Raw genomic sequence first — 24,882 nt, forward strand, 5'->3', positions numbered from 1 at the left:
TTGGTTACCGTTCCTCAAGCCGATCGCACCTTCAGTATAGATCATGGAATAGCGATCGCTTGTTGATTAGTGAGATGACAAGTTAAAACAATTAATGAACCGAGAAGGCGAAAAGATCGCGAATGAAGAAGGGAAGAGAAGAAGAAAAGAAATTTTAAGTCGGTTTGTGTTGTTGCTCTACCTAACTTATGAAGTTTTATTATTTCATGTTACAAAATTTAACGATTTAACCAAGTAATAGCGGTCAGCCCGCTTTTTTTATGGGCTATACTTTTTCTCAGTTCTGATTTATTTCTGCTTCATTTTTTTGTAAGCATTGGCGAAGCTTATTGGGTAAAATATTCACAAATACTAATGCATCCCTGTATAGTTGATATATCTCATCAGACGTTTTTTCTAGTGAAAATGTACCATAATCTTGATGAACTAATCGATTCCTTTCAAGTCCTATTTCAAGAAATGCCTTAATGGAAGAGTTAAGTGCTTCACTATTTTTCACCTCTTGTTTGATAAAACTTGAAAATATGCTGCCAAATAGATTAAAAAAAGTATTTGCATTTGTACCTTTCCAATCAAAATAGCTATGATACTGCCTGCTGATAGCCTTATTCTTGACAAATGAAACTAAAAGCTCGTTTTTATTTGATATTTCCCCTATGTATTCAAGAACATCATTGGTTATACGATGTTCAAAATAACTTGCTGCTGCCAAAAGTAAAGCTTTCCTGAAATTTTCATCTACTGTATTTCGGAGCGATATTTCATTTCCCTGATCAATGTATTCTATTAAAGTTTTAAACTCTTTATAGAGTCTATCAACGCACGTTTCTTCTTGCACTTTTCTACCCTTAAACACCTAAAATTTCTTTAGCTCGTTGCAAACGAATTTCTACATTTGATTTCTTGGTTGTTCCTTCTGAAGAAGCTTTAACAAATTTTGTATCGTTCTCTATCTGCCTGATTTTACTAATCTCCAGAGGAGAATCTAGCAACTGACGCTGGAGAAAAATTGGCTTACATACTGCGGTAAATACAGCCTCAAAAAGTGCTATATGAAATCGTTTGTTACGGTTTCCAATAAATGGATCTTGTTCTAAATACTCACATTGCTTCAGAAAAGTTTTAAACAAGTTCTCAAGATAGTTATTTAGCTCTTGACTGTTTTTTCTACTTTTTTTGGAAAACCTATTTAGAAATTTTGGTAGCGAAGGGGCATATTCTTCTTCATCAATAAGCATGGCAAAAGCTCGAAGTAAAAGCTCAACATCTTTCATATGAATATCTGGCTCATCCATTTGTAATAGATTTCGCCATCCCCTCTCCATATTTATACGATTCAGCATTTCGTAAAAAGGAGAATGATATAAACTAGCTCTGATCTCTTGTGGGGTTAAATTAACACCACCCGAATTCAAACGATTAAATATTTCATATATGGAAGAGTCATCATCTTTAGGGGAGTTCTGTTTAACTATTACATTCCGAATTGGTCTAAGTTCAAACTGTGTTTTATAGTCACCTAAAGTAAAGTAATTAAGTCCCTTAAATTTGTTGGGCTGTTCTGGTAGTTTTTGTGGAAGGCTTAGGTCAAAATTGCTAAAGTACTTATCGTTGTTTAATATTTCATCAGGAATACAACTATTTATTTCAAATATTCTTCTTAGCTCAACACGTTTATCTTTAAGAGGAAACCTACGTTTCATAAAATAGTATATAGACATTAGACGTTGTTGTCCGTCAATAATCAAGAATTTATTTCTTGATTCTTCGTAGAGAAAAATTTGTGGGATTGGCAACCCTAAAATTATTGATTCAATCAACTTAGATGCTCTGTTTATATCCCAAACATAATTCCTTTGAAAGCCTGGTATTTTAACGGCACCGGATTCCATAAAATTGTAAATTGTTATTACATTGAAATCATTTGGTGTAGAAGTTAAATCATATTCATCAATTTGAAAATCGTCCTCTTCGTCAGCATAATCATCAAACCTACTTTGTTCTTCATCAAAAGAGTAGTTACTATCCATAATGATACTGTGGTTTTTACTATGAAACAGTGGTGCCTTAGCACTATATTATACTCTCATATAAGATATTCAAGAAATAAATAATCATTAAAAATATGTTAAACTTGATTAAGAAGCTTCAGCTTTAGTTGTTTTAAATTTGGTAATTGTCGTATATGGACAGAAAATTTGTCTCTACTTCTTGAATTGAGAATTAATTCTAAACTACAGCACCTACTAAACCTGACTTAAATCCAGAACGAACCCATGTAATAACGTTTTACCTATGCACAAAAATTCAGTTTACTTTTAGTGTTGCTAAATATACAGATTTATTAAAATAGAAAAGCTTCAGATACCCGATTTATTTAATAAATCGGGTATCTTCTTTTTAATAAATCTAGATTTGTGTTCTCAATTACTTCATGAGTTATTTTTTCAGATATAAAATGTGTTTCTAAGCAGTTCGTAACAACAGGCAAATCTATTTTTAATGATTGTGTAGCTAAAGTTTCAAAACAAACTTAATTCTCCAGGCTATTTTTTCACCATCATAGGTATTTATATGACTTACAATTCAGATGAAATGCAACGGATTCTTCAAATTGCTTTTGCTCGTAAGCAGCAGGGAGAGGTTTCACGGGAACAGATTATAGAGATAGCCTCAGAACTGGGTGTTTCGGCTGCATCGCTGCAAGCTGCTGAACAAGAATGGTTGATACAGGAAGTAGAAGCGAAAAAGCGGCAGATGTTTAACGCCCAGCGACGGAGGGAGTTAAAATCACACGTGGTTTCTTTTATTGGGGTAAATGGGTTTTTGATTTTGTTAAATCTGTTCACAAGTCCTTCGTATTTCTGGGCAATTTTTCCACTCTTGGCTTGGGGATTAGGTTTGTTCTTACATTGGATGAAGGCTTATAAGACTACAGGGGAATCATATGAACATGATTTTCAAGAATGGTGTAAGGGACTGCCAAAAAAATAAATTATATTATGTTGGTGTCATTACCCAGAAAACCCGGAACCCCACCCCTAGCCCCTCCCCGCAAGCGAGGAGGGGAGTTTAAAGGCACTTTTGATGGTGTGGGACATGATGTTACCGAAAAATAACTAAAAAAATTTTAGGGATGGTTAAGAAACCACCCCTATATTCCCCTCATATTTAGAATTTACGTGCGATACCCTTATTGGGAAGTTTATTTACTCTGAAATTTTAACTAAACTATCAACCTGGGAAGAAGCTAAGGTTGGTGCTGTAGAAACACGGGAGTAGAGGCTTGTTGGTTCTTGGTGAGCAACAACTGAGAGAACTTGACGGGCATGGGCTGCTAGTTCTACTGTTTTTACATCATAAGTCTGCGTTGCTAATTTGGGATAGAAGCCAATACCGATGATGGGAAGCAACAAACAAGCGGTGATAAACAATTCGCGGGGCTTAACATCAGAGATGGCTGCATCTAAATGTAACTCTTCGCTTTGGTTACCGTAGAAGACTTGACGCAACATCGAGAGGAGATAAATCGGTGTGAGAATTACGCCAACTGCTGACAGGAAGATAACTACAATTTTGAAGCTGGAACTGTAAACATCACTGCTGGCGATTCCGAGGAATACCATCAACTCTCCGACAAAGCCACTCATGCCTGGTAAGGCGAGAGAAGCCATTGAACCAATTGTAAAGAGGGCGAAGGTTCTGGGCATTACTTTAGCCATGCCGCCCATTTTATCCATCATCAAGGTGTGGGTGCGTTCGTAGGTGACACCAGAGAGGAAGAATAAGCTAGCAGCAATCAAACCGTGGGAAACCATTTGTAGGACTGCGCCGCTGATGCCGATTTCTGTGTAGGAGGCAATCCCAATCAACACAAACCCCATGTGGGCAATTGAAGAGTAAGCCAAGCGGCGTTTGAGGTTGGTTTGGGCAAAGGCGCAGCAAGCACCGTAGACTATATTCACTACACCCAAAATTGCTAAGACTGGGGCAAAAGTGACATGGGCGTTGGGCAACATTTCGACGTTGAAGCGGATGAGGGCATAACCACCCATTTTCAGCAATACACCTGCCAAAATCATGGAACCGGGGGCAGATGCTTCACCGTGGGCGTCAGGTAACCATGTGTGTAGAGGGAAAATTGGCAGTTTGACGCCGAAGGCAATTAAGAATCCTGCATAAACTAACAGTTCAAAGGCTTTGGAATATTCTTTCATTCCCAAGGCTTTCATGTTGAAGGTGACAGTATCGCCGGAGAATGCCATTGCAAAGCCAGCTACCAAGATAAATATAGATGCAGCGGCGGTGTAAATAATGAATTTGGTAGCTGCATAGCGGCGGTTTTGTCCTCCCCAGATGGAAATTAGCAGGTAAACCGGGACTAATTCGATTTCCCACATTAAGAAGAACAACAGTAAATCTTGGGCGAGAAATACGCCTAACTGGGCGCTGTACATCACCAGCATCAACCCAAAAAATAATCGCGGCTTGTTGGTAACTTTCCAAGCCGCGAATACTGCGAGTGTGTTGATTAAGCCTGTTAGTAGCACTAGGGGCATCGACAAACCATCAACCCCTACAGCCCAATGCATTCCTAACTGCGGTACCCAAGGGTAGTTTTCGACAAATTGGAGTGCTGAGTTTTGGAAATCGTAGTTATGCCAAAAGGCATAAATCATGAGTGCAAAGTCTGCAAAAGCTACTCCCAGTGTGTACCAGCGGACAGTTTTTCCCTCTTTATCGGGGATTAAGGGAACGGCTAGGGCTGCCACTAGGGGGAAAAGAATTATGGTTGTTAACCAAGGAACTTGAATAGCATTCATCACTGCTGACAATCGTTTTTCGGTTTCGCTTTTAATTACATTATATTAAGGAATTCTTACTTTTGTAAATGTTTTTTCTTTTGGGAATTCCTATTTAGGGGCTAAATAGTAAGAAATACTTATTATTTTCTCCTGCCGTCCATTCTAGAAGTAAATTTTTGCAACGTCAATAAAAGAACGGCGACTCATGCCACCGTTATCAGTTATAATTCCGCGTTTATAGTGTGAATAGTTACTGAATGTTACGTTGACTTGCGTCTAATTAAACAATACGGTTGACAATTGTCCAAACTTCCCCATCTGAGCGGACGTAGGGAACGGAGATTGTCTTAAAGCCGGTGATGAAAGGCTTGTAGTAAATCTGCCAATATATTGGACTAAGATGATCGGCGCAAGCTTTCAGCAGGCGGATTTCGGCTGTAAGATCCGCCGCTAGTTGATTAATCCGCTCGGCGTGAAGTTGAGCTATTCTTTTTGCTTCCTCTAGCTCCTGTTCTTGGGAAATTCGTCTGGACTCAATTTTCCAACGGGCTAATTCAGCTTGTTTGTGATTTAGCTCAAATTCTAGGGCGGCGATCGCATTATCTATGCCTTGGAGTTCGGTAGACAATTGGGGATTTTCTCGAGCATGGCGGCGGTAAGCCTCAACTATGGCGAGGGGTGAATTATGATCTCCAGATTTGACATGATTAATATTGAGGGCAGTGCGTTCTTGCTGGAGAGCTTGAATTTGCGAGTGCAGCGCCGCTATTTCTGCCTGAATTTGCTCCATGATTGCTGTTTATCCTTGCTGAGAGATAGTTGCGCCTTGGGTATCGAGAGGAAGCGATCGCACAATTGAGGTAATTCCCTGTTGCTTCCAAGCATCTGCCATCGCTGTTTCAACTGCTTTGGCGTGCAACTTATCAACCATTGCTAATAGCGTTGGCCCCGCACCACTAATCACCATGCCATAAGCACCAGCAGCGACAGCAGCTGCATTCACAGTATCGTAACCAGGAATCAACGCTTTGCGATAAGGCTGATGCAACTTATCTTGTAAAGCTGCGCTTAACCATTCTCCTTTACCAGTTTCCAAGCCGCGCAACAATAATCCCAAATGGGCAGTATTGAAAATTGCATCTGCACGACTGTATTCTGTGGGTAAAACTCGCCGTGCTTCTGAGGTGGAAAGCTCAAAATCAGGAATGGCGACTACTGGGGTAATATTTTCATGCCAAGGAAGATCGCAAATTTCCCAACCTGCGCTGCTGGTGGCTGCGAGACGACATCCGCCAATTAGGGCTGGTACTACATTATCAGGATGTCCTTCGATGGCGATCGCTAATTCCATCACCTGCAACTCAGACAAAGGTACACCCGCCAGTTGATTTGCAGCAACCAACCCCCCGACAATAGCAGTCGCTGAACTACCCAACCCTCTCGCCAGAGGTACACCCATCTGAATCTCTATTTTTACAGGTGGCGGTGTCTGCTCTATATATTGATATAACCTGACAAACGCCTGATACAGCATATTACTTTCATCAGTTTGCACCCGTTCAGCTTCCGCACCTGTGACATGAATAATTAACCCACCTTCATCGAGGCGAGTAAACTTAAACTCGTTGTATAGTCCTAAAGCTGCACCAATGCAATCAAAACCAGGCCCTAAATTAGCGGTGGTTGCGGGAACTGTAACAATGACAGTAGAAACCAGAGACATTTGCAAATACTCACCAATCGATCAACCAGCATCTCATGGAAAGGGTGCGTTAGCGCAGTCTGCCGCAGGCATTGCTTGTTTCATCTTTTCCAATAAGTCATCTACAGGTATAGCACCCAATTCGCCAGCTATTATTCTTAATAATTATTTTAAATTTTATTGCCTGAAGTACTGGTAAACCTATGATATCATGAATGCATATAGCTAATTTTTATTAAAAATTTTTAAAATGAAATATTTGCAACGTTGGGAGCAATATGCTCCTGAAGCGTATGATGCTATTCGTCGGAATGCTGATGATGTAGCAGAAATTTCCAGAAGCACGGGTTGGAGAGAGTTTCCTATTAAACGAATTAAAGACCACCTTTTCTACCGTCAGCACTTGCTAGATGATAGAGTTGATTTCTTTGACCCTCATCCAGAGATAGCAGATGCTTGGATTAGGTTACAGCAAGGTAATTTTAACTCTGAAGATTTGCGACTACTTGAACATGAATACTTTGAGTCTCGGTTTGAGGCTATATTCCATACTAACTACCGTACTGCTCATGAGGCAACTGAACGCTCTGGCCGCGTATGGAGTCCACCTCTAACATAACTAGAGATCAAATGAGTTAAAACTGAAGTATCCAACACTTACAGACCAGATGATGTTTTATGGCTTTTTATGTATTGATTTTAAAAGACAGGGAGGATGAAACCAGCGTTACTTATCGCTTCGGACCAAACGAAGATCATTTAGGATCTTTGTGGCTAGATAAATCTAGTGGTGAAGTTAAGGAACTTCAAGAAACACCTGCTCAAAACCCGCAGGCATTTTTCCAAGGCGCATCTGTCAAAATTCGGCAACACTGGAAAAAAGGATGGTTTCCTGAAAAAACGTGCTGGGCATCTTGAGAAGAGTTTGGCATTGATAGTCTATTTATGAGGCTAGATTATCAATGCTCTATTCTTTCTCAGGAAGATAGCTAGAAATTCTCAAACTTAGCGATCGCAATTTTCCGCCAAATCAGGCTTACTTCAAAGTTCCTAAAACAGGCGCTACCTCAGCCTTTTGAACTTTAGGAGCCAAGAATCCCTCAGCATAGATGCGGGGATTGGATTGGGCGACTACAGTATAAGATTGACGAACCTGAGCATTTATCGCCACAGTTTTCACATCGTACATCTGCATAGCCACCTTGGGGTAGAAACCGATGCCAATAATCAAAACAAGAAAACAGGCAGCAATAAAGACTTCACGGGGTCGAGCATCACTATAAACTGTTTCAGTTGGCAAGAGACAGTCTGTACCAAAACAAGCTGTTCCCTCATCTTCCAGATTTTCCGAGGCTACATTGTTAATGTCGCAGATTAGTGCTGCGCCAGAACCGTAAAACACCTGTCGCAACATCGAAAGTAGATAGATTGGTGTGAGGATGACTCCCACAGCGGCGAGGAAAACTGTCACAGTGCAGAAGGTTGAACTATAGACATCGCTGGTTGTCAAACCGACAAAAACCGAGAGTTCACCGACAAAACCACTCATACCAGGGAGAGCTAAGGACGCCATCGCACTGATTGTAAATAGGGCAAATACTTTAGGCATTGCTTGACCAATACCGCCCATGTCTGCCATTACCATTGTCCGGGAGCGATCGTAGGTGACACCTGCCAAGAAGAAGAGCACCGATGCGATTAAACCATGCGATAGCATCTGCAACATCGCGCCGTTGATTCCCAAATCTGTGAAAGACGCAATACCCAGCAACACAAACCCCATATGAGAAATTGACGAATAAGCCAAACGCCGCTTCATATTCGTCTGAGCAAAGGAGTTTAATGCACCATAGATAATGTTGACAACACCTAGAATAGCTATAACTGGTGCAAAGTAAATATGTGCATCAGAAAGAAGTTCAAGATTGAGGCGAATCAGCCCGTATCCACCCATCTTCAGCAGCACACCAGCTAGTATCATTGATACTGGAGATGATGCCTCGCCGTGGGCGTCGGGTAACCAAGTATGAAGGGGAAAAATAGCCAGCTTGACACCAAAGGCAATCAGCAATCCTGCATAAAGCAGCAGTTGTAGACCAAGGGGATATTCCTTCATGGCGAGGGCAGCTATATCAAAGGTCACATCACCGCCGCCGTATAGCCCCATTGCCAGCGCTGCTACCAATATAAATATAGAAGCTGCCGCGGTATAAAGTAAGAATTTTGTAGCTGCGTAGCGACGGTTTTTCCCGCCCCAAATGCAAATAAGTAGGTATACGGGAATTAGTTCCACTTCCCACATTATGAAAAATAGCAGCAAGTCTTGGGCGACAAATACCCCTACCTGTGCGGAATACAGCACCAGCATCAGGAAATAGAAGAGACGGGGACGGCGATCAACTTGCCATGCTGAAAAAATCGAGAGTGTGGTGACAAATCCCGCTAGAAGCACAAGGGGGGCTGAAAGTCCATCAACTGATACTGCCCAGTTTAGTCCTAACTGAGGCATCCAGGTATAATTCTCAACGAGTTGAAAACTATCACTGCTGGCATCGTAATGTTTCCAAAAGGCATAGCACATTAAGGCAAAGTCTGCGATCCCTACACCGAGTGCATACCAACGTACAAGCTTGCCATCTTTATCGGGCAGCACAGGGATGAGTAGGGAAGCAACGAGTGGTAGCAAGACAATCGCGGTAAGCCAGGGAAATTGATCCGCTGTCATGTATATAAGAAAAAATACTTATCTGTGAATGATGTCATTCTACTAAAGTTTGTAACAATTTCTTTAGAATCTTTATTCCAGCTATACCCTATGTATGCCTCTGCGTTGAAAAAAAATCCCCCTTGCCACCAACAGCAAGGGATGTAGGGTGTATATTAAAGGGCGATAGGTGAGATTAAGCCTACCGCTAGTGGGAATTACCCAGGCTATCGTTTGCTAGAAGTTGTCGAAGTTAGCGATCGCCACTTTCATCTTCTCCAACACCTCATCCACAGCTATAGCGCCCAACTCCCCGGAAGCGCGGGTGCGGATACTCAAGCTGTTGCTTTCCACTTCCTTGGCTCCCACCACAGCCATCACAGGTATTTTGTCTTTTTCCCCATTGCGAATTAGTTTACCCAAGCGATCGCCACTGCTGTCAACTTCCGCACGAATTCCCGAAGCTCTAAACTTCGCCGCCACATCCTTAGTAAAATCTAGCTGTGCTTCACCCACCGGCAGCAATCTAAATTGCACCGGTGCCAACCACAAGGGGAAATCACCCGCATACTCTTCAATCAAAATCCCAATCAATCGTTCCAGCGAACCAAACGGCGCACGGTGAATCATTACCGGACGTTTGCGGGAACCATCTTCAGCAACATATTCTAAATCAAAACGTTCAGGCAAATTGTAATCTACCTGCACCGTTCCCAACTGCCATTCTCGCTCTAGCGCATCACTGAAGATAAAATCTAACTTAGGTCCATAAAACGCTGCTTCCCCAATCCCCTCAAAATATTCCATTCCCAACTTTTCCACAGCGCGGCGAATCGCACCTTCGGCTTTATCCCAAACTTCATCGGAACCGATGTATTTATCACTAGCAGGATCGCGGAAACTGAGTCTAGCTTTAAAGTTCTTCAGTTGCAAACTATTGAACACTGACAAAATCAAATCTACAACACTGAGGAATTCGCTGTCTAGTTGTTCTGGAGTCACAAATAAGTGAGAATCATCCACCGTAAAACCGCGCACCCTTGTTAAACCGCCCAATTCCCCTGATTGTTCATAGCGGTAAACAGTGCCAAATTCTGCCAAGCGCATTGGTAGTTCCCGATAAGAACGCAATTCGCTCTTATATATTTGGATGTGGAAAGGGCAATTCATCGGCTTGAGAACAAAACCCTGTTCTAAAACTGCTGCTTCCTCATCCTCCGCCATTAAGGGAAACATATCTTCTTTATATTTCTGCCAATGTCCAGAGGTTTTAAATAAATCCACTCTGGAAATATGGGGCGTTACCACAGGCAAATAACCGCGTTTAACTTGCTCCTGCTTGAGGAAATCTTCTAAAGTACTTCTTAACAAAGTGCCTTTGGGCGTCCACAAAGGTAAACCCGGCCCCACTTGGTCAGAAAAAATAAATAATCCCAGTTCCTTACCAAGTTTACGGTGATCTCGCCGTAGCGCTTCTTCTTTACGCCGCTTGTATTCAACTAGTTGTTCTGGAGTTTCCCAAGCGGTAGCGTAGATGCGTTGTAATTGCGCCTTGGTTTCATCCCCACGCCAATAAGCACCCGCAACGCTTTCTAATTCAATTGCTTTGGCGTTAATTTCGCTGGTGTTTTCCAGATGAGGCCCGGCGCACAAATCCCACCATTCATTACCCAAGTGGTAAATTGTGATTGGTTCAGATTTAATATCAGCCAGGATTTCTAACTTATAAGGTTCTTTAATTTCCTGAATCCGGCGTTCAGCTTCTTCTCGGCTGACTTCTTCCCGTAATACTGGCAGTTTGCGGTTGATAATCTTCACCATCTCTTTCTGGATGGCTTTTAGATCCTTGTCGCTAAATGGTTCTGGACTATCAAAGTCATAGTAAAATCCGTTTTCAATCCAGGGGCCAATTGTAACTTGCGCCTTGGGAAACAGCTTTTGTACTGCCATCGCCATCACATGAGAAGCTGTGTGGCGAATTTTTTTTAACTTCTCCGATTCGCTGGTACGCGGTAAGTAAATTTTTTCTGGTTGTTCTGATTGATTGGGAGCTTGATTAGGCGACATTGGCTGCTGAACCATTGGCGAAGTGATTTCAAATGAAGTTCTGAAAAATTTACCCTATGAGGCAATAGTCCACTTGATGATGACGCCGCCGCCACCAGTGGATTCTCCTATAATAGCGGCCCAAGTTCAAACGCAGTTGCCCAAAGAAGCAGCGCCCAGGAGTTCTTCACACTGTGTATTCCTAGGATTAATTTATAGTTTTTGATTGCTATCTGATCTGATCTATGCCTTTGGATTTAGAGACACACCCCCAAAGGTAACTGTACAAACCTTTAGCCAGCCTATATAATAAAAACTGTAGCTTATGCTACAAATTGTTTTGATGACTAACTGAATAGATCTATCTGAGAAAATTGTTAAGAATATTGAATAATGTTAATCTTTAGTAAGAAAGTTTGAAGTATCATCTCAATTTATGCGAGACTCTAATTTACCAGGGACTGAGTTGCTGAAAACAGTGTTAGAACCGCTGTTAGAGGATTTTCAATATTGGTTTTCGCGATCGCGCCAAATGCTGGAAACCGAGCAACTCTCATTTATGAGTGACCAAGAGCAAACTGACTTGCTCATGCGGATTAACCAAGCACAGGCAGAACTCACCACAGCAAAGGTGCTGTTTGCAGCAACTGGAGAACAAGTCGGTATTGATATAGCAACTTTAAAGCCTTGGCATCAATTGGTAACAGAATGCTGGAATGTGGCAAGGCGCTCCCGTGAAGCGCGAGAAGTCTGATCTATCCGATCTATCTGTGGCAGACTGCTAGGCAACAGCAAGATGAATATTAAAGTCGAACAGATAGCAAAAAATCCTTAACATTATTTTTATTCACAAAATAATGTATCCCATGCTACGTTAATTTAAATAAAGGTTAACAAATCGCCCCATATAAATAGGCGCACAGAGAGTGCATAAAATACTTGCCTTAGCTGTGAACTACGAGATCACAGAAGAGAAGCGCTACAAAATAAGATTTTAAAACTTGCTGCCCCTGGAGGAAAATCCGATGTTACACCTACTTTACATTCTTGCTTTTACTATTCTTGCATTTATAGCTGTTGCTAACTTAATTCGCAATCTGGTCATGTTTAGTTTTGATCGTGAGCGGACTTATCCTACGAAAGCTTCGTCAATAGGCAATCAAGGCAATTTTGGCTACTATGGAGCAAAAAAACAGTTTATACCCCATCCAGAGCTATTAGATAGCGCAGGTAATTTAATTAAAGAACCATTGTTGGTGATGCGTTCGATTAACGTGGAAGATGCCCGCCAACAGTTAGATGCTCTTTATGAAGCTTCTCCAGGAAAAAAAATCGAAAATCACGAAGAAGGGTAACTCATAATTTATCGAGCAAATGCTGACAACCCCCTGCTCTTAAGCCGGGGATGAAAGCTAATTACAGGATTTACCCCGCCTAAATGTTTTTTGGTATTCAATGTAACGCTTACAGGAGCGATTAAGTCGCCTCACAACTCAATAGACGCTGATTAAATTTGATTCCTGACAGACTCAAATTTTATAATCTCTGTGTAAAAGCTCAAACAAGTTAATAAACTAAGGTATCTACCTGCTGAAGCCAGCTTATTCTATTTTTGGTGAAGTGCTTGAGCAGGGTTTTGATTTGAATACTTGGTTACAAAAAAGCTACCACATCAGTATCTTAACCAAAAACAGAGAGCGCTATCGTTACTTTGGCGGGCAATGTTCGGTAAACTGCCGCGTAGATGTATCGGACAGCGTCTCACTTTTATAAACCTCTTGTAAAGATATCTACAGTCCTGTTGACTAGGTTTCGCAGCAGCTACACATATTTATGTAGCCGCGATTTCTAATACCTGGCAAACGTGAGATCCTGCCAGACAAGAATAAGTCCAGGGAATATGACGCTAGGGCTAAAAATAAACTTTTGATGAAGTAGTTCTCTCGGACTTGCTTATTTTAAAATTCTCTGTATTAATAGAAACAGGTATTCTTGGATAATTATACCAGCAACAAAAATCAGTTTAGTTTGTGCAAGAGAAAGACTGAAATTCTGAACACAAATGTATACATTCAGAACTATGTTGCTCTTGATCACTCTAGTATCAAAGACAAATTTACCCTCATTACACAACGTCAAAAATGAAAACCATCACCAAAACTCGTACATTCACTAACAAACTTGCTGCGGGAGTTTCCGCCCTTAGTCTTCTGGCGGGTGTCAGCATGGCAGCTGCTCCTGCTCAAGCGGGGACTTTATACGGGTCTCTGGGTCTGTCTGGAAACGCTACAGTAAGCGGTACTACGAGCGATCCCATATTCACATTCTCGCCTGGCGCTATCAGCCCAGGTGATTTTACTGGTCAATTTGCAGGCGCTACGGCTGTGGTTGGACCAACGCCATTTACTCTTAAGCGTGTAGGCGCTACAAACCAGTACAACCTTGTTAACGATGTTGTTGACTTCTTAAAGATTACGCTAAGCGACTCAACCACAGTGAAAGTTAATCTGCTTAAAGCAAGCCCCGCTTTCAGTCGGTTACCTAATAATCCTCTAAGTACAAACTTTCAATTCCAGATCATTGATTTCCTAGATGCCGACTTTATCGAGCCGGACAACACAGTTACTAAAGGAACTCTAGCTCTTAATCTCTCCAAAAGTGGTCAGAGTACTACTTTCCAACTCACTGCAGATAAGCCTAAGGTGGATATTCCTGAACCTTCTGCCTTGCTAGGACTAGGAGGCTTAGGCGCATTCGCCTTCAGCACTGGGTTAAAACGCAAAAGACTAGTACAAGCCTAAAAGAAAAGTCTTGAAACTATAAGTCTTTTAGGGAATGAAACAGTGCAGGAAAAAGAATGGGGATTAAGTTCTCAATATCCCCATTCCTCCCTCTGTCACCTATTGCCGGTTAGGCTTCGATAACTACGCGGAGATTGCCGCGTTTTTTAATGACTCGACAAGCCGTAGTGCTGCCAGAACGCTCGAATTCTAGATCTAGGATGGTGGGGCCAACTCGCAAATTGTGTAATGACAGGCGATTAATCGACTCTGGCAAAGCAGGATCGATAATTCGCAAGCAGTTATTTTGAGCGTCAGGCACCAAGTTGACGACCATTTGCAGCAGTTGAAAGATACTACCAGTAGCCCAAGCTTGAGGGGTACAGGCAACAGGATAATGCACAGGGGCGTTATCACCGTTCAATTCGTAACCACAAAAGAGTTCCGGAGGACGTTGATAGGGCTGCTGATTAGTCATATCGAATAAACCTTGGAAAAGTTCCAGGGCTTGATCGATCAAACCAAGCGATCGCAATCCAATCGCAATCAGAGAGTTATCATGGGGCCAAACTGAACCAATGTGATATCCCATCGGATTGTAAGCAGGTGACAAACTGCTCAAGGTGCGAATCCCCCACCCATTAAACATATCTGGCGCCCGTAACCGTTCTGCCACACTGTAGGCTTTTTCAGGCGTAAAAATGCCCAAATGCAGACAATGGCCGGGATTAGAAGTAATACTATCTGCTTGATTGCCCTCGCCATCTAAAGCTAGGGCGCAGAAGTCTTGGTCTTCTATCCAAAAATCTTTATTAAAACGAACCTTCAGTTCTCTAGCTTCTTCTTGCCAGCGTTCTACCAGATCAAGACGCTTCCTCATTCTGGCAATTTCTGCAAGGCGAGTTTTTGCCGCATAGACATAAGCTTGCACTTCACAAAGGGCAATTGAACCGTGGGCGAGGTTGCCTTTCGAGTCTACAATACAGTCACCAGAGTCTTTCCAGCCTTGGTTTGTTAGACCGCGTTTAGATTTACGGTAGTAACTTAGATAACCAGTTTCTTTGGTGTGGTGATCAATCCACTCCATTGCTGCTAGGGCATTGGGCCAAAGTTGCTCTATGGTTTCTTTATCATTCGTCCAAGCGTAGTATTCAGCATACAACATCAACCACAGGGGAGTGGCATCGACTGTACCGTAGTAAGGTGTATGGGGAATTTCCTGACAACGAGCCATTTCCCCCAACCGCAACTCATGCAAAATCTTGCCCGGTTCCTCTTCGCGCCACTCATCCTCAGCTTTTCCTTGAAATGCCGCCAGTAAAGTCAGAGTTTCTTTAGCAATTTGCGGATTTAACATCAAGGTTTGGGAAGCTGTAATCAGGGAATCTCGCCCAAACAGAGTCGAGAACCAAGGTACCCCAGCCGAAACAGTCTTATGTTTACCAAAAGACTGGCGCAACAAATACATATCTTGTTCAGCTCGTTCAACCACGCGATTGAAAATGCTTTTATCTGAGCTAATGCGTGTAATTTGTTGTACCCAGTGTTGCTCTTCCATCAACTCAGCAGCTTTTGCCTGTACTAAGGTGACAGCTGCATTCACAGTAGAACTTGACTTGTTGTTTGTCAGCATATTCACCCGGTAACCCAGCTTTTGGGTTTCGTGAGAAGCCAACTCTAACTGCCAAACTGCTGTATAACCCTTGAAATAGTCTGGTTGGCGATACTGGAATTGGATCCGGGATTCCATCACCAAGCCATCTAAACCTTGATAAGCCAGTGTTAGGGATTCTTCTCTAGAAGATTGAACCTCGGAGAGTTTAGCGCCATCGACGACAGTAGATGGAACATCCTCATGGGTGGATTCCAATAGGCGTAAGATTTTCCCCCGTTTTTCTCTGCCAAAGCCCCGAACTTCAAATAAATCAACATAATCTGCATCAAAGCTGAGGCTGAGTTCAAAACTAACGGTTGTCGTACTGAAGTTAGACACTTCTAATTCTTCAAAAAGTGCCCCATTGAGTACAAGTTCCCGGCGAATCCCCACACTATCAGCTTTCAGACGCTCTTCAACTCTGGGATTAGTACACAAAACTGAGAGGGAAAACCCTTTTTCAGCGGTACTGCTGAGGAGAACCGGCGATCGCCCATCAATCTGCAACTCCAGACGGCTGAGAAACCGAGTATCACAGCAAAATAGTCCCATACTGGGGCTGCCATCATTCAGGGAACAACCGGAAATGTTCCCCATCGTGTCTGTCACCAAAAATAAATCATCATCTTTAACCGTGAGAGTTGGCTGTTGTCTTTCACTGACAACACAAGGCCATTCCGGGATAGGTAACTGTTCTGCGGGAATAAAAGTTTTTCCGTCCAAGAAAATCTTTTCCGGTGTGATTAGTGTATCCGGTGTCATGGGGCAAAGTTCCGTGTACAGGGCTAGATTTGCGCGATCGTATTCGGGTAAATAAAAGATTAGTCCGAGGTTCAGTCTCTATCCTAGTCGCCTCGAGGGCGGCTTGTGGGAGACATCAGAACTTCAGTAAAAAGACGTTCTCGAAAAATCATTTGAGCCATTAACGCCAAAATAATCCTCACACACTGGTTTTATCAAGGCAGGCATCAAACTGATATCGACAAATCCTTCTTAATGTATATTTTTTATATCTGAAGTCAAGGCTGGAAATTGGGTATTTTTAGCTGATTTAATGCTTGCTGAACATTCAGAGAGATTAGACATAGGGAATACTCAGCTTATTCCACTTTCTCGCTTCGGCAGCAGAAGTTCTTCACACCAATCTGATTCAGCTTGATTCACAAACCTTGATGGGCTTGATTTAGACGGAAACAAATTATAGACTGGGGTATGTAGATATTTAAAAAATCAAGCAAAAAGATACTAAGCTTTGACTGTAGTTGCCTAAATCCTGCGCTTCACTTAGGTTAAGTATACCAAGTTTCCCATCGAGGACTAACTGCCAGCAATTACAAAGAAATAGACTATCCATTGAGCATTCTTTACATATCGCAACTTTCAGTTTAACTTGTGAGTCCGTTGTAATTTGTACAATGCAGTTGTGAGGTGGATCTTTTCCAGATTGGGCGTTTAACGATATTCATGAGTATTTCGACTTCTGTGCTGAGTGATCTGCTAAAGTCACTACCCTACCTGCGGCCCCAGCTATATTTCAAGGCTTCACTAACGGCGCTCTCCCATGCGATGGAAGATCAGGTTTTGGCTGCGACTTTAGTCCAGCCCCTGGTAATTGCTAGTTTCCAACGAGAGCGATTTTACCGCCAAGAAGCTCATCGTTACCAACGGCTTTCCCAGCGAAGTAATCAAATATATGTATTATCTGCACCGGAAACGGATTTCACCAATAGCTCGGAATACTATGAAAAAGTAGCCTTTGAGCCAGAGGATGGCTTAAGTCAAGAGTGGCATTTGGTGGTGATTGCGGATAATTATGCTACTTGTTTGGTTTGCCGGGAAAGCCTCGGCTCCATTGCTAAAAATAAGCAACTTCCGGAGATCAGCCCTAGTTTGGATACGGACACAGGGCGAAGATTTGAAGGGATTTGGACATCAGAGCGGGGTGTCAGTCTAAAAGCAGCCCAATTGCTATTAGATAGGATTGTTGTTTATAGACCAGTCTTGGCAGAAAAAATTGAGGAGGCACGCCAGCGGTTTGGCATCGGGGAGCCTAGAAGTAACTCTGGAGGCGCAGCCCTCAATGAGTATGCTTGTGATATTGATACTGACCCCTTTGTGCAGCGCTTAGTGACTTACCTGCAAGCTAGTCAGTACAAATTACACAAAGCCTACCGTTCTATTACTGCCCAAGCCCGCAAGGAACGCTTGGTTAACTCAATTAGCACCGCTATTCGCCGATCTCTTGATCCCCGCGAAGTTCTCAATGTGGCAGCCCAAGAATTGGGGCAGCATTTGGGAACTTGCCGCTGTTTAATTTATCGCGCTCAAGCCACGGATGCCCAAGCCATTATTGAACATGAGTTTTTGACTCCTGGCATTGTCTCTGTGCGCGGGCAAACCTGGGAATTAGAGAGCAATCCGCTTTTTCGGGAAATCATCCAACAGGGTGAGGGTGTTTGTGTGGCTGATACGCTGATTGACTATCGTGTTACCAATTCGGCGGCGCTTTCCTTAATTGCCAAAAAGTTCGCCATTCGTTCTTGGCTGATGGAACCAGTGTTTTATCAGGGGCGATTGTTGGGGATTGTGGAGTTACACTATTGCCGTCTGCCACCCCACGAGTGGCAATCTGGGGAGTTGGATTTGGTAAAAGCGATCGCTACTCAAGTGGGGGCAGCGCTGATCCAAGCAGAAGCCTTCGCTAACCTAGAAGAACTTAACAAGCAGCTAGAAGCCCTAGACCGCACCCGCAGTAACTTGATAGCTATCACTGGACATGAACTCCGTACCCCCCTATCTACTATTCAAGTGTGTCTGGAAAGTCTGGCCAGCGAACCAGATATGCCTCTAGAGTTGCAGCAAGTGATGTTGAGTACGGCTCTTTCTGACTCAGAACGGATGCGGAAACTGGTGCAAGATTTCCTGACGCTTTCCAACTTAGAAAGTGGTCGAGTGGAATGGCATCCAGAATCCCTTAGCTTGCAAGAATGTGTAGATTTAGCTCTCAGCCGACTGCGATCGCGCACATCAGAGGATAAACCGCCCCAAGTCAAAACTCAAATTGCCGAAAACCTGCCTTTGGTTAGGGCTGATGGTGATTGGCTGGTGGAGGTACTGGCAAAACTCATAGACAATGCTTGCAAATTTACACCGTCATTCGGAGAGATCACCATTAAAGCTGAACGCAACAGCAATCAGATGGTTGAAGTCACCGTGGCTGACACGGGACGAGGCATTGAACCCAATCGTCTGGAAATAGTTTTTGACCGCTTCTATCAAGAAGAGGGAGCACTGCGCCGTACCACCGGTGGCACTGGTCTGGGATTAGCAATTTCTCGCCAAATTGTCAATGGCTGGGGGGGTGAGATTTGGGCCAAGTCAACGGGCAAAGACCAAGGCAGTCAGTTTCATTTCACCATCCCCATAGTTCAAGGCACTACTGGGGACTAGGGACGAGAAACTGGGAACTGGGGACTGGGAACTGGGAACTGGGAACTGGGAACTGGGGACTGGGGACTGGGGACTGGGGACTGGGAAACAACTCTTAAATCTAATGACTAATGACTAATGACCAATGACTAATGACCAATGACCAATGACTAATGACCAATAACTGTTACAGTCTATGACGCGATCGCAATATGATCCAAGTAGCGGTGTTACGATGCCGTAAAAACGTTAAACGTTGAGAGAATAGTTTATGGCAGAAAAGCTATCTGGACAAACGCCGCTCTATGGTGGCAGCACTGGTGGACTCCTGAGCAAAGCAGAACAAGAAGAAAAGTACGCTATCACTTGGACTAGCGCCAAAGAGCAGGTATTTGAATTGCCTACAGGTGGCGCTGCTACTATGCGAAAGGGCGAAAACCTCTTGTACTTAGCGCGGAAAGAACAAGGCATCGCCTTGGGTGGTCAACTCCGGAAATTCAAAATCACAGACTACAAAATTTACCGGATTTTACCCAAAGGGGAAACCACTTTAATTCACCCGGCTGATGGTGTCTTCCCTGAAAAAGTTAACCCAGGTCGTGACAAAGTGCGTTATGTACCACGCCGCATCGGCCAAAACCCCAGTCCAGCACAACTCAAGTTTAGTGGTAAAGCTACCCACGACGCATAGGGGCTAGGTAATTGGTGATTGGTAATTGGTAAAGAGGAAAAACTCTTACCAATTACCGATTACCGATTAGCGATTACCTAATACCAAATTCCTTAGTAGTTTATGATCTCCCCCAATTTTTCTCATTTTTCCCAGCTAGCTTTAGAAGGCAACTTTGTGCCAGTGTATCAGGAATGGATCGCCGACCTGGATACGCCTGTATCTGCTTGGTATAAAGTTTGTGCAGATCAGCCCTATAGCTTTTTGTTGGAATCGGTGGAAGGTGGAGAAAAACTCGGACGTTATAGTTTATTGGGTGGTGATCCGCAGTGGATTTTGGAAGCAAGGGGCGATCGCACGATTCAAACACAGCGGGATGGTTCCCAGGTTGTGTTTACAGGTGATCCCTTTACAGCATTAGACAAATGTCTCGCACCATATTACCCAGTCAAGTTACCGCAACTACCTTCAGGAATTGGTGGTTTGTTTGGGTTTTGGGGTTATGAATTAATTCACTGGATTGAGCCGCGAGTGCCAGTTTATCCACCGGATGAAAGAAATATCCCGGATGGATTGTGGATGCAGGTAGACCACCTGTTAGTTTTTGACCAAGTGAAACGGAAAATTTGGGCGATCGCTTATGCTGATTTACGTGACAAAGAAGTTAGTTTAGAAGCGGCATATCAACAAGCATGCGATCGCGTTACCCAGATGGTAAGCAAGCTATCTCAACCCCTATCGCCACAAAATACCAAATTGACCTGGACACCACCAGGAACGAGGGAAAAAGCGGGAACAGATGAATACACCAGCAACACCACCCGCCCAGATTTCTGCGCCAGCGTCGAAAAAGCCAAAGAATATATTAAAGCTGGCGACATCTTCCAAGTCGTAATTTCCCAGCGATTATCAACAGCATACACAGGCGATCCTTTTGCCCTTTACCGTTCGCTGCGCCAGATTAATCCTTCGCCTTACATGGCTTACTTTAACTTTAAAGATTGGCAAATTATTGGTTCCAGTCCGGAAGTGATGGTGAAAGCAGAACGCGATCCTGATGGTGGGACAATAGCAACAGTCCGCCCGATAGCGGGGACACGTCCACGGGGTAAGACATATCAAGAAGATATCGCCTTAGCCGAAGATTTACTCCAAGACCCCAAAGAAATCGCTGAACACGTCATGCTGGTTGATTTAGGACGGAATGACTTAGGGCGTGTTTGCCAAAGCGGTAGCGTTAGAGTGGATGAATTAATGGTAGTTGAGCGCTACTCTCATGTGATGCACATTGTGAGTAATGTGGTGGGTAAATTAGCCCCTGATAAGAATGCCTGGGATTTACTCAAGGCTAGCTTCCCAGCGGGAACAGTTAGCGGCGCACCCAAAATCAGGGCGATGGAAATTATCCATGAGTTAGAACCTAGCCGTCGGGGTGTTTATTCCGGTGTTTATGGCTATTACGATTTTGAAGGACAATTAAATTGTGCGATCGCCATTCGCACAATGGTATTACACAATAAGACTGTCACAGTCCAAGCCGGTGCCGGTTTGGTGGCTGACTCTGAACCAGAGAAAGAATACGAAGAAACCCTAAATAAAGCGAGAGGGTTGTTAGAAGCAATTCGCTGTTTACGTTGAACCCTTCCCCACTATTTCGTGGAGGGGGGTATGAGGAATTTTATTTTGCTGGTTTTAACCATGTAAAGATTTGTGTGGCTGTTAGATCCAGTTGCAAAAAATGTGGTATCGGTAAGCGTTCATCGCCAGTTATTTCTAAAGGCTCTTGTCCTAGTAAAAATACTAATATCACCCGTTCATCTAGGTCAATTAACCATCCTAACTTTGTACCGTATTTCAAACAGTAGAGAATATTTCTAATTACTTTGGTAGTGTTCTGTTCTGGTGAGAGAATTTCAATTGTCCAATCGGGATAAATTTAAAAACTATTTGCAAATTCCCCAGCAGCATCAAAAGGAATCCTTCCGATTTATTTTCAATTTGAAAATCTTCCTGATTCTCTTGTAATCAAACTGCAAATTGGATCAAGTGAAAATCAAGATATCCGTCAGAAAATATTTGATTTATCACAAAAGCCTCAGCATTCAAAAATTTTCCAAAAGACCAAACAAAATCCAGAATATACACCTATTTATAAGAGGGCAATTTTGAATAATAGTGATTATAAAAACGCTGACATTGAGGAGTTAATTAAAAAAATGCAGTATTTTTGGCAGGATTTCATTAAAAATGACTTTTTAGATATAGAGGAAATAATCAATACAAATATAGAGAATATAATGAATGGAGATATATCCACCTCTTCTTAAGTATAAGAATAGTGTATACTCAAAATTAGATTAGGGTAAACCAATGCAAGCCGCTACAACCACTTTACCTCCCACCCTGAAATTAAAAATCAACTTGACAGACGAGCAATATTTTCAACTTTGTCAGAACAACCGCGACTTGAGATTTGAACGCACAGCCTCAGGAGAACTACTAATTATGTCACCAACCGGCAGCGATACTGGTAATCGTAACTTTGATATCGCTGTTGAAGTAGGAATTTGGAATAAACAAACTAAATTAGGTAAAGGTTTCGACTCTTCCACCGGCTTTAAACTTCCCAATGGTACAGAATGCTCTCCTGATGTTGCTTGGATTAAAAAAGAGAGATGGGATAGTTTAACTCCAGAACAACAAAGTAAATTTGCACCTATTGCACCTGATTTTGTGATTGAATTGCGTTTTCCTAGCGATAACTTAAAACCATTGCAAAAGAGAATGCAAGAATATATCGAGAATGGAGTTAAATTAGCTTGGCTGATAGATAGAAAAAATAAGCGTGTAGAAATTTATCGTCCTCAGCAAGATGTCGAAATTTTGAAAAATCCTACTAGCCTTTCTGGTGAAAATATTCTACCAGGCTTTATCTTAGATTTGACAGATATTTTATAAAAATAACCGTTTTTTAGATTGGATATTTTTTGTAATATCGTGTCCGGTTAATCAGTTAACATTGTGTATCACAAGTAATTTGCCGGACATGATAGAACTTAGGTTTTATAGTCTAATATTAAAGTGCATTTTAAGCCTCTCTCCGTTTCGGGGAGAGGTTTGGAGAGGGGTTAATTTTCCTATTTAACTACCGATGAGGATAAACATGACGCATTTCAAAGCGGCTTAATTCCCAAAGTGGTAACAAAGCCTGTTTAGCAGCATTAATCTGAGATTGAGAAAAAGAAATTTTTCCATGTTCTATCATCCATATAAATGTTCGAGTGATTAAATCTGCTTGCAAACTCTTTTCATACTCACAATTATTTATCCTCACAACTTGTGCATCTAAACAATTAAGAGCATCTTTAAAAGTCCAACCCAGCGAATTACTATTAATTTCCTCTGGTGAATTTCTCCACTCAACACCGCGTAAATTTCCCATAATATAATCCATACCCAAAATTGCTGAATCAGTATTCCGCACCAAATCTGTAAAAGCTTTATAATATGGACGCAATAGGGAAGCAGCAATATTTTCTTTATATATATGCAGCCAAGATTGGATATCCCGCAAATAAGGGACTAAATCTCTAATATCATCAATTTCTTTAATAGAGGCACGCTCATATTGATAAATGCTAATTTTTGATAGCCATTCAGCTTCAGATAATTGTGAATGCTGAGAGTAATAGTTAATAACTTTGGGAATATATTTTTCTAATAACCATTGTTTAGTGTATCTAGCTGTCCAAGTTCCCCGTGGGCCGATATCTTGTTGCCATGAAGTTACTTTTCCTCGCTCCAAAGATTGTAAATGTACATCATTTAATTCATAAATTATATTAATTTGCTTATTAGGTGTTAAAGAAAAATTAACCCCATATTTAGGCAAGATAAAAGCATGATCACGAATACCACGACTTACACGAATTGAAATATCTCCTTGATGAAAAATATGCCATTCTGATTTACCTTGAGCATAATCGAATTCATTAGCAAACTTTTGCATTAACTCCCACAAACTTTGCTCAACAGAAAACAGATAAAAACCTCGAATACCCATAAATTCTATAAATTCAAAATTCCATGTTTCCAGAGCATTTTCAAATTCAATAATTGTCTTTTGGTATTCTTGGCAAACTGCATCAATACAAAAACACAAGTCAACCGTTTCTAAATCTGATAAAATTACCGTAGTTTGCCCTAAATATACCTCGAAAGCATTCTTATCTAGTTGTCTAAGAAAAGAACGGCATCCCCAATCAGGTTTAGTGTTCATTCCTATCATAAATTTTCCCAAAATATATTGATGATTTAAGCTAATTTTTAGACCTCTTAAAATAACACCACTAAACTCTATTACACAATCACCACCGACAAAAGCTTTGGGCAAATTACACTCTATTGCTATTTTAGGTTGAACGACAATTACACAGTTATTTTCTCTTGAATTGGCAGGCTGAAAATTACTTCTTTCTAAAATATTTTGTAAATGTGGATGATTTATAAAAGATTTTTCTATTAGTTTATATTTAGTATAAGTTAGAATATTGGTTGCATATTTATCGATACTTTTAACAAAACAAAAATTTAGTTTTTTATAAAACTCTGAGGCTATGTGAGGATTTTTTAGCGCATCTATATTAATATCAATTACTAATTCTTCCCAATGGTAATGCAGTCGCTGAAAAACCTTTATATAATATCCATTGGTCACAATAAAAAATAATGGTTTTAAATGAACGCTATAAAATTTAGCTTGCTCAATTGCTTGGTCTAAATTCGTTTGTTGCAATTCTTCAACTTGAACAATAATGAGTGCTGTATCTGCATTTTGTTTCTCGACATCATTTGTAGAAAAATAAATATGAGCAATTTCTGACTTTATTACCTGGTTTCCCAAATTATGTATTTTCAAAGGGTATTGATCATGCCTACATTTATCTGGGTAGCCAAGATATTGAAACACAGGTAAAACAAACTTGTTTGCTACATCAGCTTCGTTTTGTAAAAGATGATGCTCAAAGGCTTGTAGCCAGGTGATAAATTGTTGAATTGGCTCCATAATAGTCATTAGGTAATCTACTAGCTT

General features: G+C 41.8%; 20 protein-coding genes. 10 read left to right on the forward strand and 10 right to left on the reverse strand.

Annotated elements, in window-relative coordinates:
- Positions 1-277 precede the first annotated feature (277 nt).
- A complete protein-coding gene (locus CYLST_RS14680) occupies positions 278-838 on the reverse strand; it encodes a HEPN domain-containing protein (protein WP_015208508.1) in 561 nt (186 codons plus the stop codon).
- 10 nt (positions 839-848) lie between these two features.
- Positions 849-2,030 (reverse strand): GmrSD restriction endonuclease domain-containing protein, encoded by a 1,182-nt coding sequence (locus CYLST_RS14685; protein ID WP_015208509.1) that lies wholly within the window; start codon positions 2,028-2,030, stop codon positions 849-851.
- 544 nt (positions 2,031-2,574) lie between these two features.
- Here CYLST_RS14685 and CYLST_RS14690 point away from each other — a divergent pair.
- A complete protein-coding gene (locus tag CYLST_RS14690; RefSeq protein WP_015208510.1) occupies positions 2,575-2,994 on the forward strand; it encodes a 2TM domain-containing protein in 420 nt (139 codons plus the stop codon).
- A gap of 215 nt (positions 2,995-3,209) precedes the next feature.
- Here the strand turns inward: CYLST_RS14690 and CYLST_RS14695 are convergent, their stop codons facing one another.
- The 3 genes from CYLST_RS14695 to thrB all read right to left on the reverse strand — a co-directional run bounded on the left by CYLST_RS14695 (position 3,210) and on the right by thrB (position 6,528).
- The gene (locus CYLST_RS14695) at positions 3,210-4,823 is read right to left on the reverse strand and encodes an NAD(P)H-quinone oxidoreductase subunit 4 (RefSeq protein WP_015208512.1); all 1,614 of its coding nucleotides are present in this window, start codon (positions 4,821-4,823) and stop codon (positions 3,210-3,212) included.
- Positions 4,824-5,085: 262 nt separating this feature from the next.
- A complete protein-coding gene (locus tag CYLST_RS14700; RefSeq protein ID WP_015208513.1) occupies positions 5,086-5,595 on the reverse strand; it encodes a hypothetical protein in 510 nt (169 codons plus the stop codon).
- Between the two features lie 9 nt (positions 5,596-5,604).
- A complete protein-coding gene (gene thrB, locus CYLST_RS14705; RefSeq protein ID WP_015208514.1) occupies positions 5,605-6,528 on the reverse strand; it encodes a homoserine kinase in 924 nt (307 codons plus the stop codon).
- 229 nt (positions 6,529-6,757) lie between these two features.
- Between thrB and CYLST_RS14710 the strand changes: the two genes are divergently transcribed.
- Together CYLST_RS14710 and CYLST_RS14715 are read left to right on the forward strand one after the other, a co-directional pair.
- Positions 6,758-7,126: a hypothetical protein gene (locus tag CYLST_RS14710; RefSeq protein WP_041233113.1), complete on the forward strand. Its 369-nt coding sequence runs from the start codon at positions 6,758-6,760 to the stop codon at positions 7,124-7,126.
- A gap of 59 nt (positions 7,127-7,185) precedes the next feature.
- The gene (locus CYLST_RS14715) at positions 7,186-7,425 is read left to right on the forward strand and encodes a hypothetical protein (RefSeq protein ID WP_015208515.1); all 240 of its coding nucleotides are present in this window, start codon (positions 7,186-7,188) and stop codon (positions 7,423-7,425) included.
- 118 nt (positions 7,426-7,543) lie between these two features.
- Here the strand turns inward: CYLST_RS14715 and CYLST_RS14720 are convergent, their stop codons facing one another.
- Positions 7,544-9,232 carry an NAD(P)H-quinone oxidoreductase subunit 4 gene (locus tag CYLST_RS14720; protein WP_015208516.1) on the reverse strand — a complete coding sequence of 563 codons (1,689 nt, stop codon included), beginning with the start codon at positions 9,230-9,232 and terminating at the stop codon, positions 7,544-7,546.
- 216 nt (positions 9,233-9,448) lie between these two features.
- Positions 9,449-11,293: a threonine--tRNA ligase gene (gene thrS / locus CYLST_RS14725; protein WP_015208517.1), complete on the reverse strand. Its 1,845-nt coding sequence runs from the start codon at positions 11,291-11,293 to the stop codon at positions 9,449-9,451.
- A 400-nt stretch (positions 11,294-11,693) separates the two neighbouring features.
- On the opposite strand from thrS, the gene CYLST_RS14730 reads away from it, so the two are divergent.
- From CYLST_RS14730 to CYLST_RS14740, 3 genes are all read left to right on the forward strand, one after another.
- Complete coding sequence (locus tag CYLST_RS14730) at positions 11,694-12,011, forward strand: DUF2605 domain-containing protein (RefSeq protein ID WP_015208518.1); 318 nt, start codon at positions 11,694-11,696, stop codon at positions 12,009-12,011.
- A gap of 271 nt (positions 12,012-12,282) precedes the next feature.
- Complete coding sequence (locus CYLST_RS14735; RefSeq protein WP_015208519.1) at positions 12,283-12,612, forward strand: DUF2973 domain-containing protein; 330 nt, start codon at positions 12,283-12,285, stop codon at positions 12,610-12,612.
- A gap of 870 nt (positions 12,613-13,482) precedes the next feature.
- Positions 13,483-14,058, forward strand: coding sequence for a PEP-CTERM sorting domain-containing protein (locus CYLST_RS14740; RefSeq protein WP_157162586.1), 576 nt, complete (start codon positions 13,483-13,485; stop codon positions 14,056-14,058).
- 109 nt (positions 14,059-14,167) lie between these two features.
- Here the strand turns inward: CYLST_RS14740 and CYLST_RS14745 are convergent, their stop codons facing one another.
- The gene (locus CYLST_RS14745) at positions 14,168-16,453 is read right to left on the reverse strand and encodes an amylo-alpha-1,6-glucosidase (RefSeq protein ID WP_015208521.1); all 2,286 of its coding nucleotides are present in this window, start codon (positions 16,451-16,453) and stop codon (positions 14,168-14,170) included.
- A 702-nt stretch (positions 16,454-17,155) separates the two neighbouring features.
- On the opposite strand from CYLST_RS14745, the gene CYLST_RS14750 reads away from it, so the two are divergent.
- From CYLST_RS14750 to trpE, 3 genes are all read left to right on the forward strand, one after another.
- Positions 17,156-19,141 (forward strand): DICT sensory domain-containing protein, encoded by a 1,986-nt coding sequence (locus CYLST_RS14750; RefSeq protein WP_015208522.1) that lies wholly within the window; start codon positions 17,156-17,158, stop codon positions 19,139-19,141.
- A gap of 250 nt (positions 19,142-19,391) precedes the next feature.
- Positions 19,392-19,811, forward strand: coding sequence for a photosystem I reaction center subunit II PsaD (locus CYLST_RS14755; protein ID WP_015208523.1), 420 nt, complete (start codon positions 19,392-19,394; stop codon positions 19,809-19,811).
- A 102-nt stretch (positions 19,812-19,913) separates the two neighbouring features.
- Positions 19,914-21,428, forward strand: a complete 1,515-nt coding sequence (trpE, locus tag CYLST_RS14760; RefSeq protein WP_015208524.1) for an anthranilate synthase component I — start codon at positions 19,914-19,916, stop codon at positions 21,426-21,428.
- A 40-nt stretch (positions 21,429-21,468) separates the two neighbouring features.
- Here trpE and CYLST_RS33400 read toward each other — a convergent pair whose 3' ends face one another.
- On the reverse strand, positions 21,469-21,726 hold the full coding sequence (locus tag CYLST_RS33400) for a Uma2 family endonuclease (RefSeq protein ID WP_281172825.1): 258 nt from the start codon (positions 21,724-21,726) through the stop codon (positions 21,469-21,471).
- A 434-nt stretch (positions 21,727-22,160) separates the two neighbouring features.
- Here CYLST_RS33400 and CYLST_RS14770 point away from each other — a divergent pair, with 434 nt between their 5' ends.
- Positions 22,161-22,748, forward strand: coding sequence for a Uma2 family endonuclease (locus CYLST_RS14770; protein ID WP_015208525.1), 588 nt, complete (start codon positions 22,161-22,163; stop codon positions 22,746-22,748).
- A gap of 187 nt (positions 22,749-22,935) precedes the next feature.
- Here CYLST_RS14770 and CYLST_RS14775 read toward each other — a convergent pair whose 3' ends face one another.
- Entirely contained in the window at positions 22,936-24,864 is a 1,929-nt protein-coding gene (locus CYLST_RS14775) for a hypothetical protein (RefSeq protein ID WP_015208526.1), read from the reverse strand.
- Between the last annotated feature and the right edge of the window lie 18 nt (positions 24,865-24,882).

The sequence above is a fragment of the Cylindrospermum stagnale PCC 7417 genome (assembly GCF_000317535.1).
Classification (GTDB): domain Bacteria; phylum Cyanobacteriota; class Cyanobacteriia; order Cyanobacteriales; family Nostocaceae; genus Cylindrospermum; species Cylindrospermum stagnale.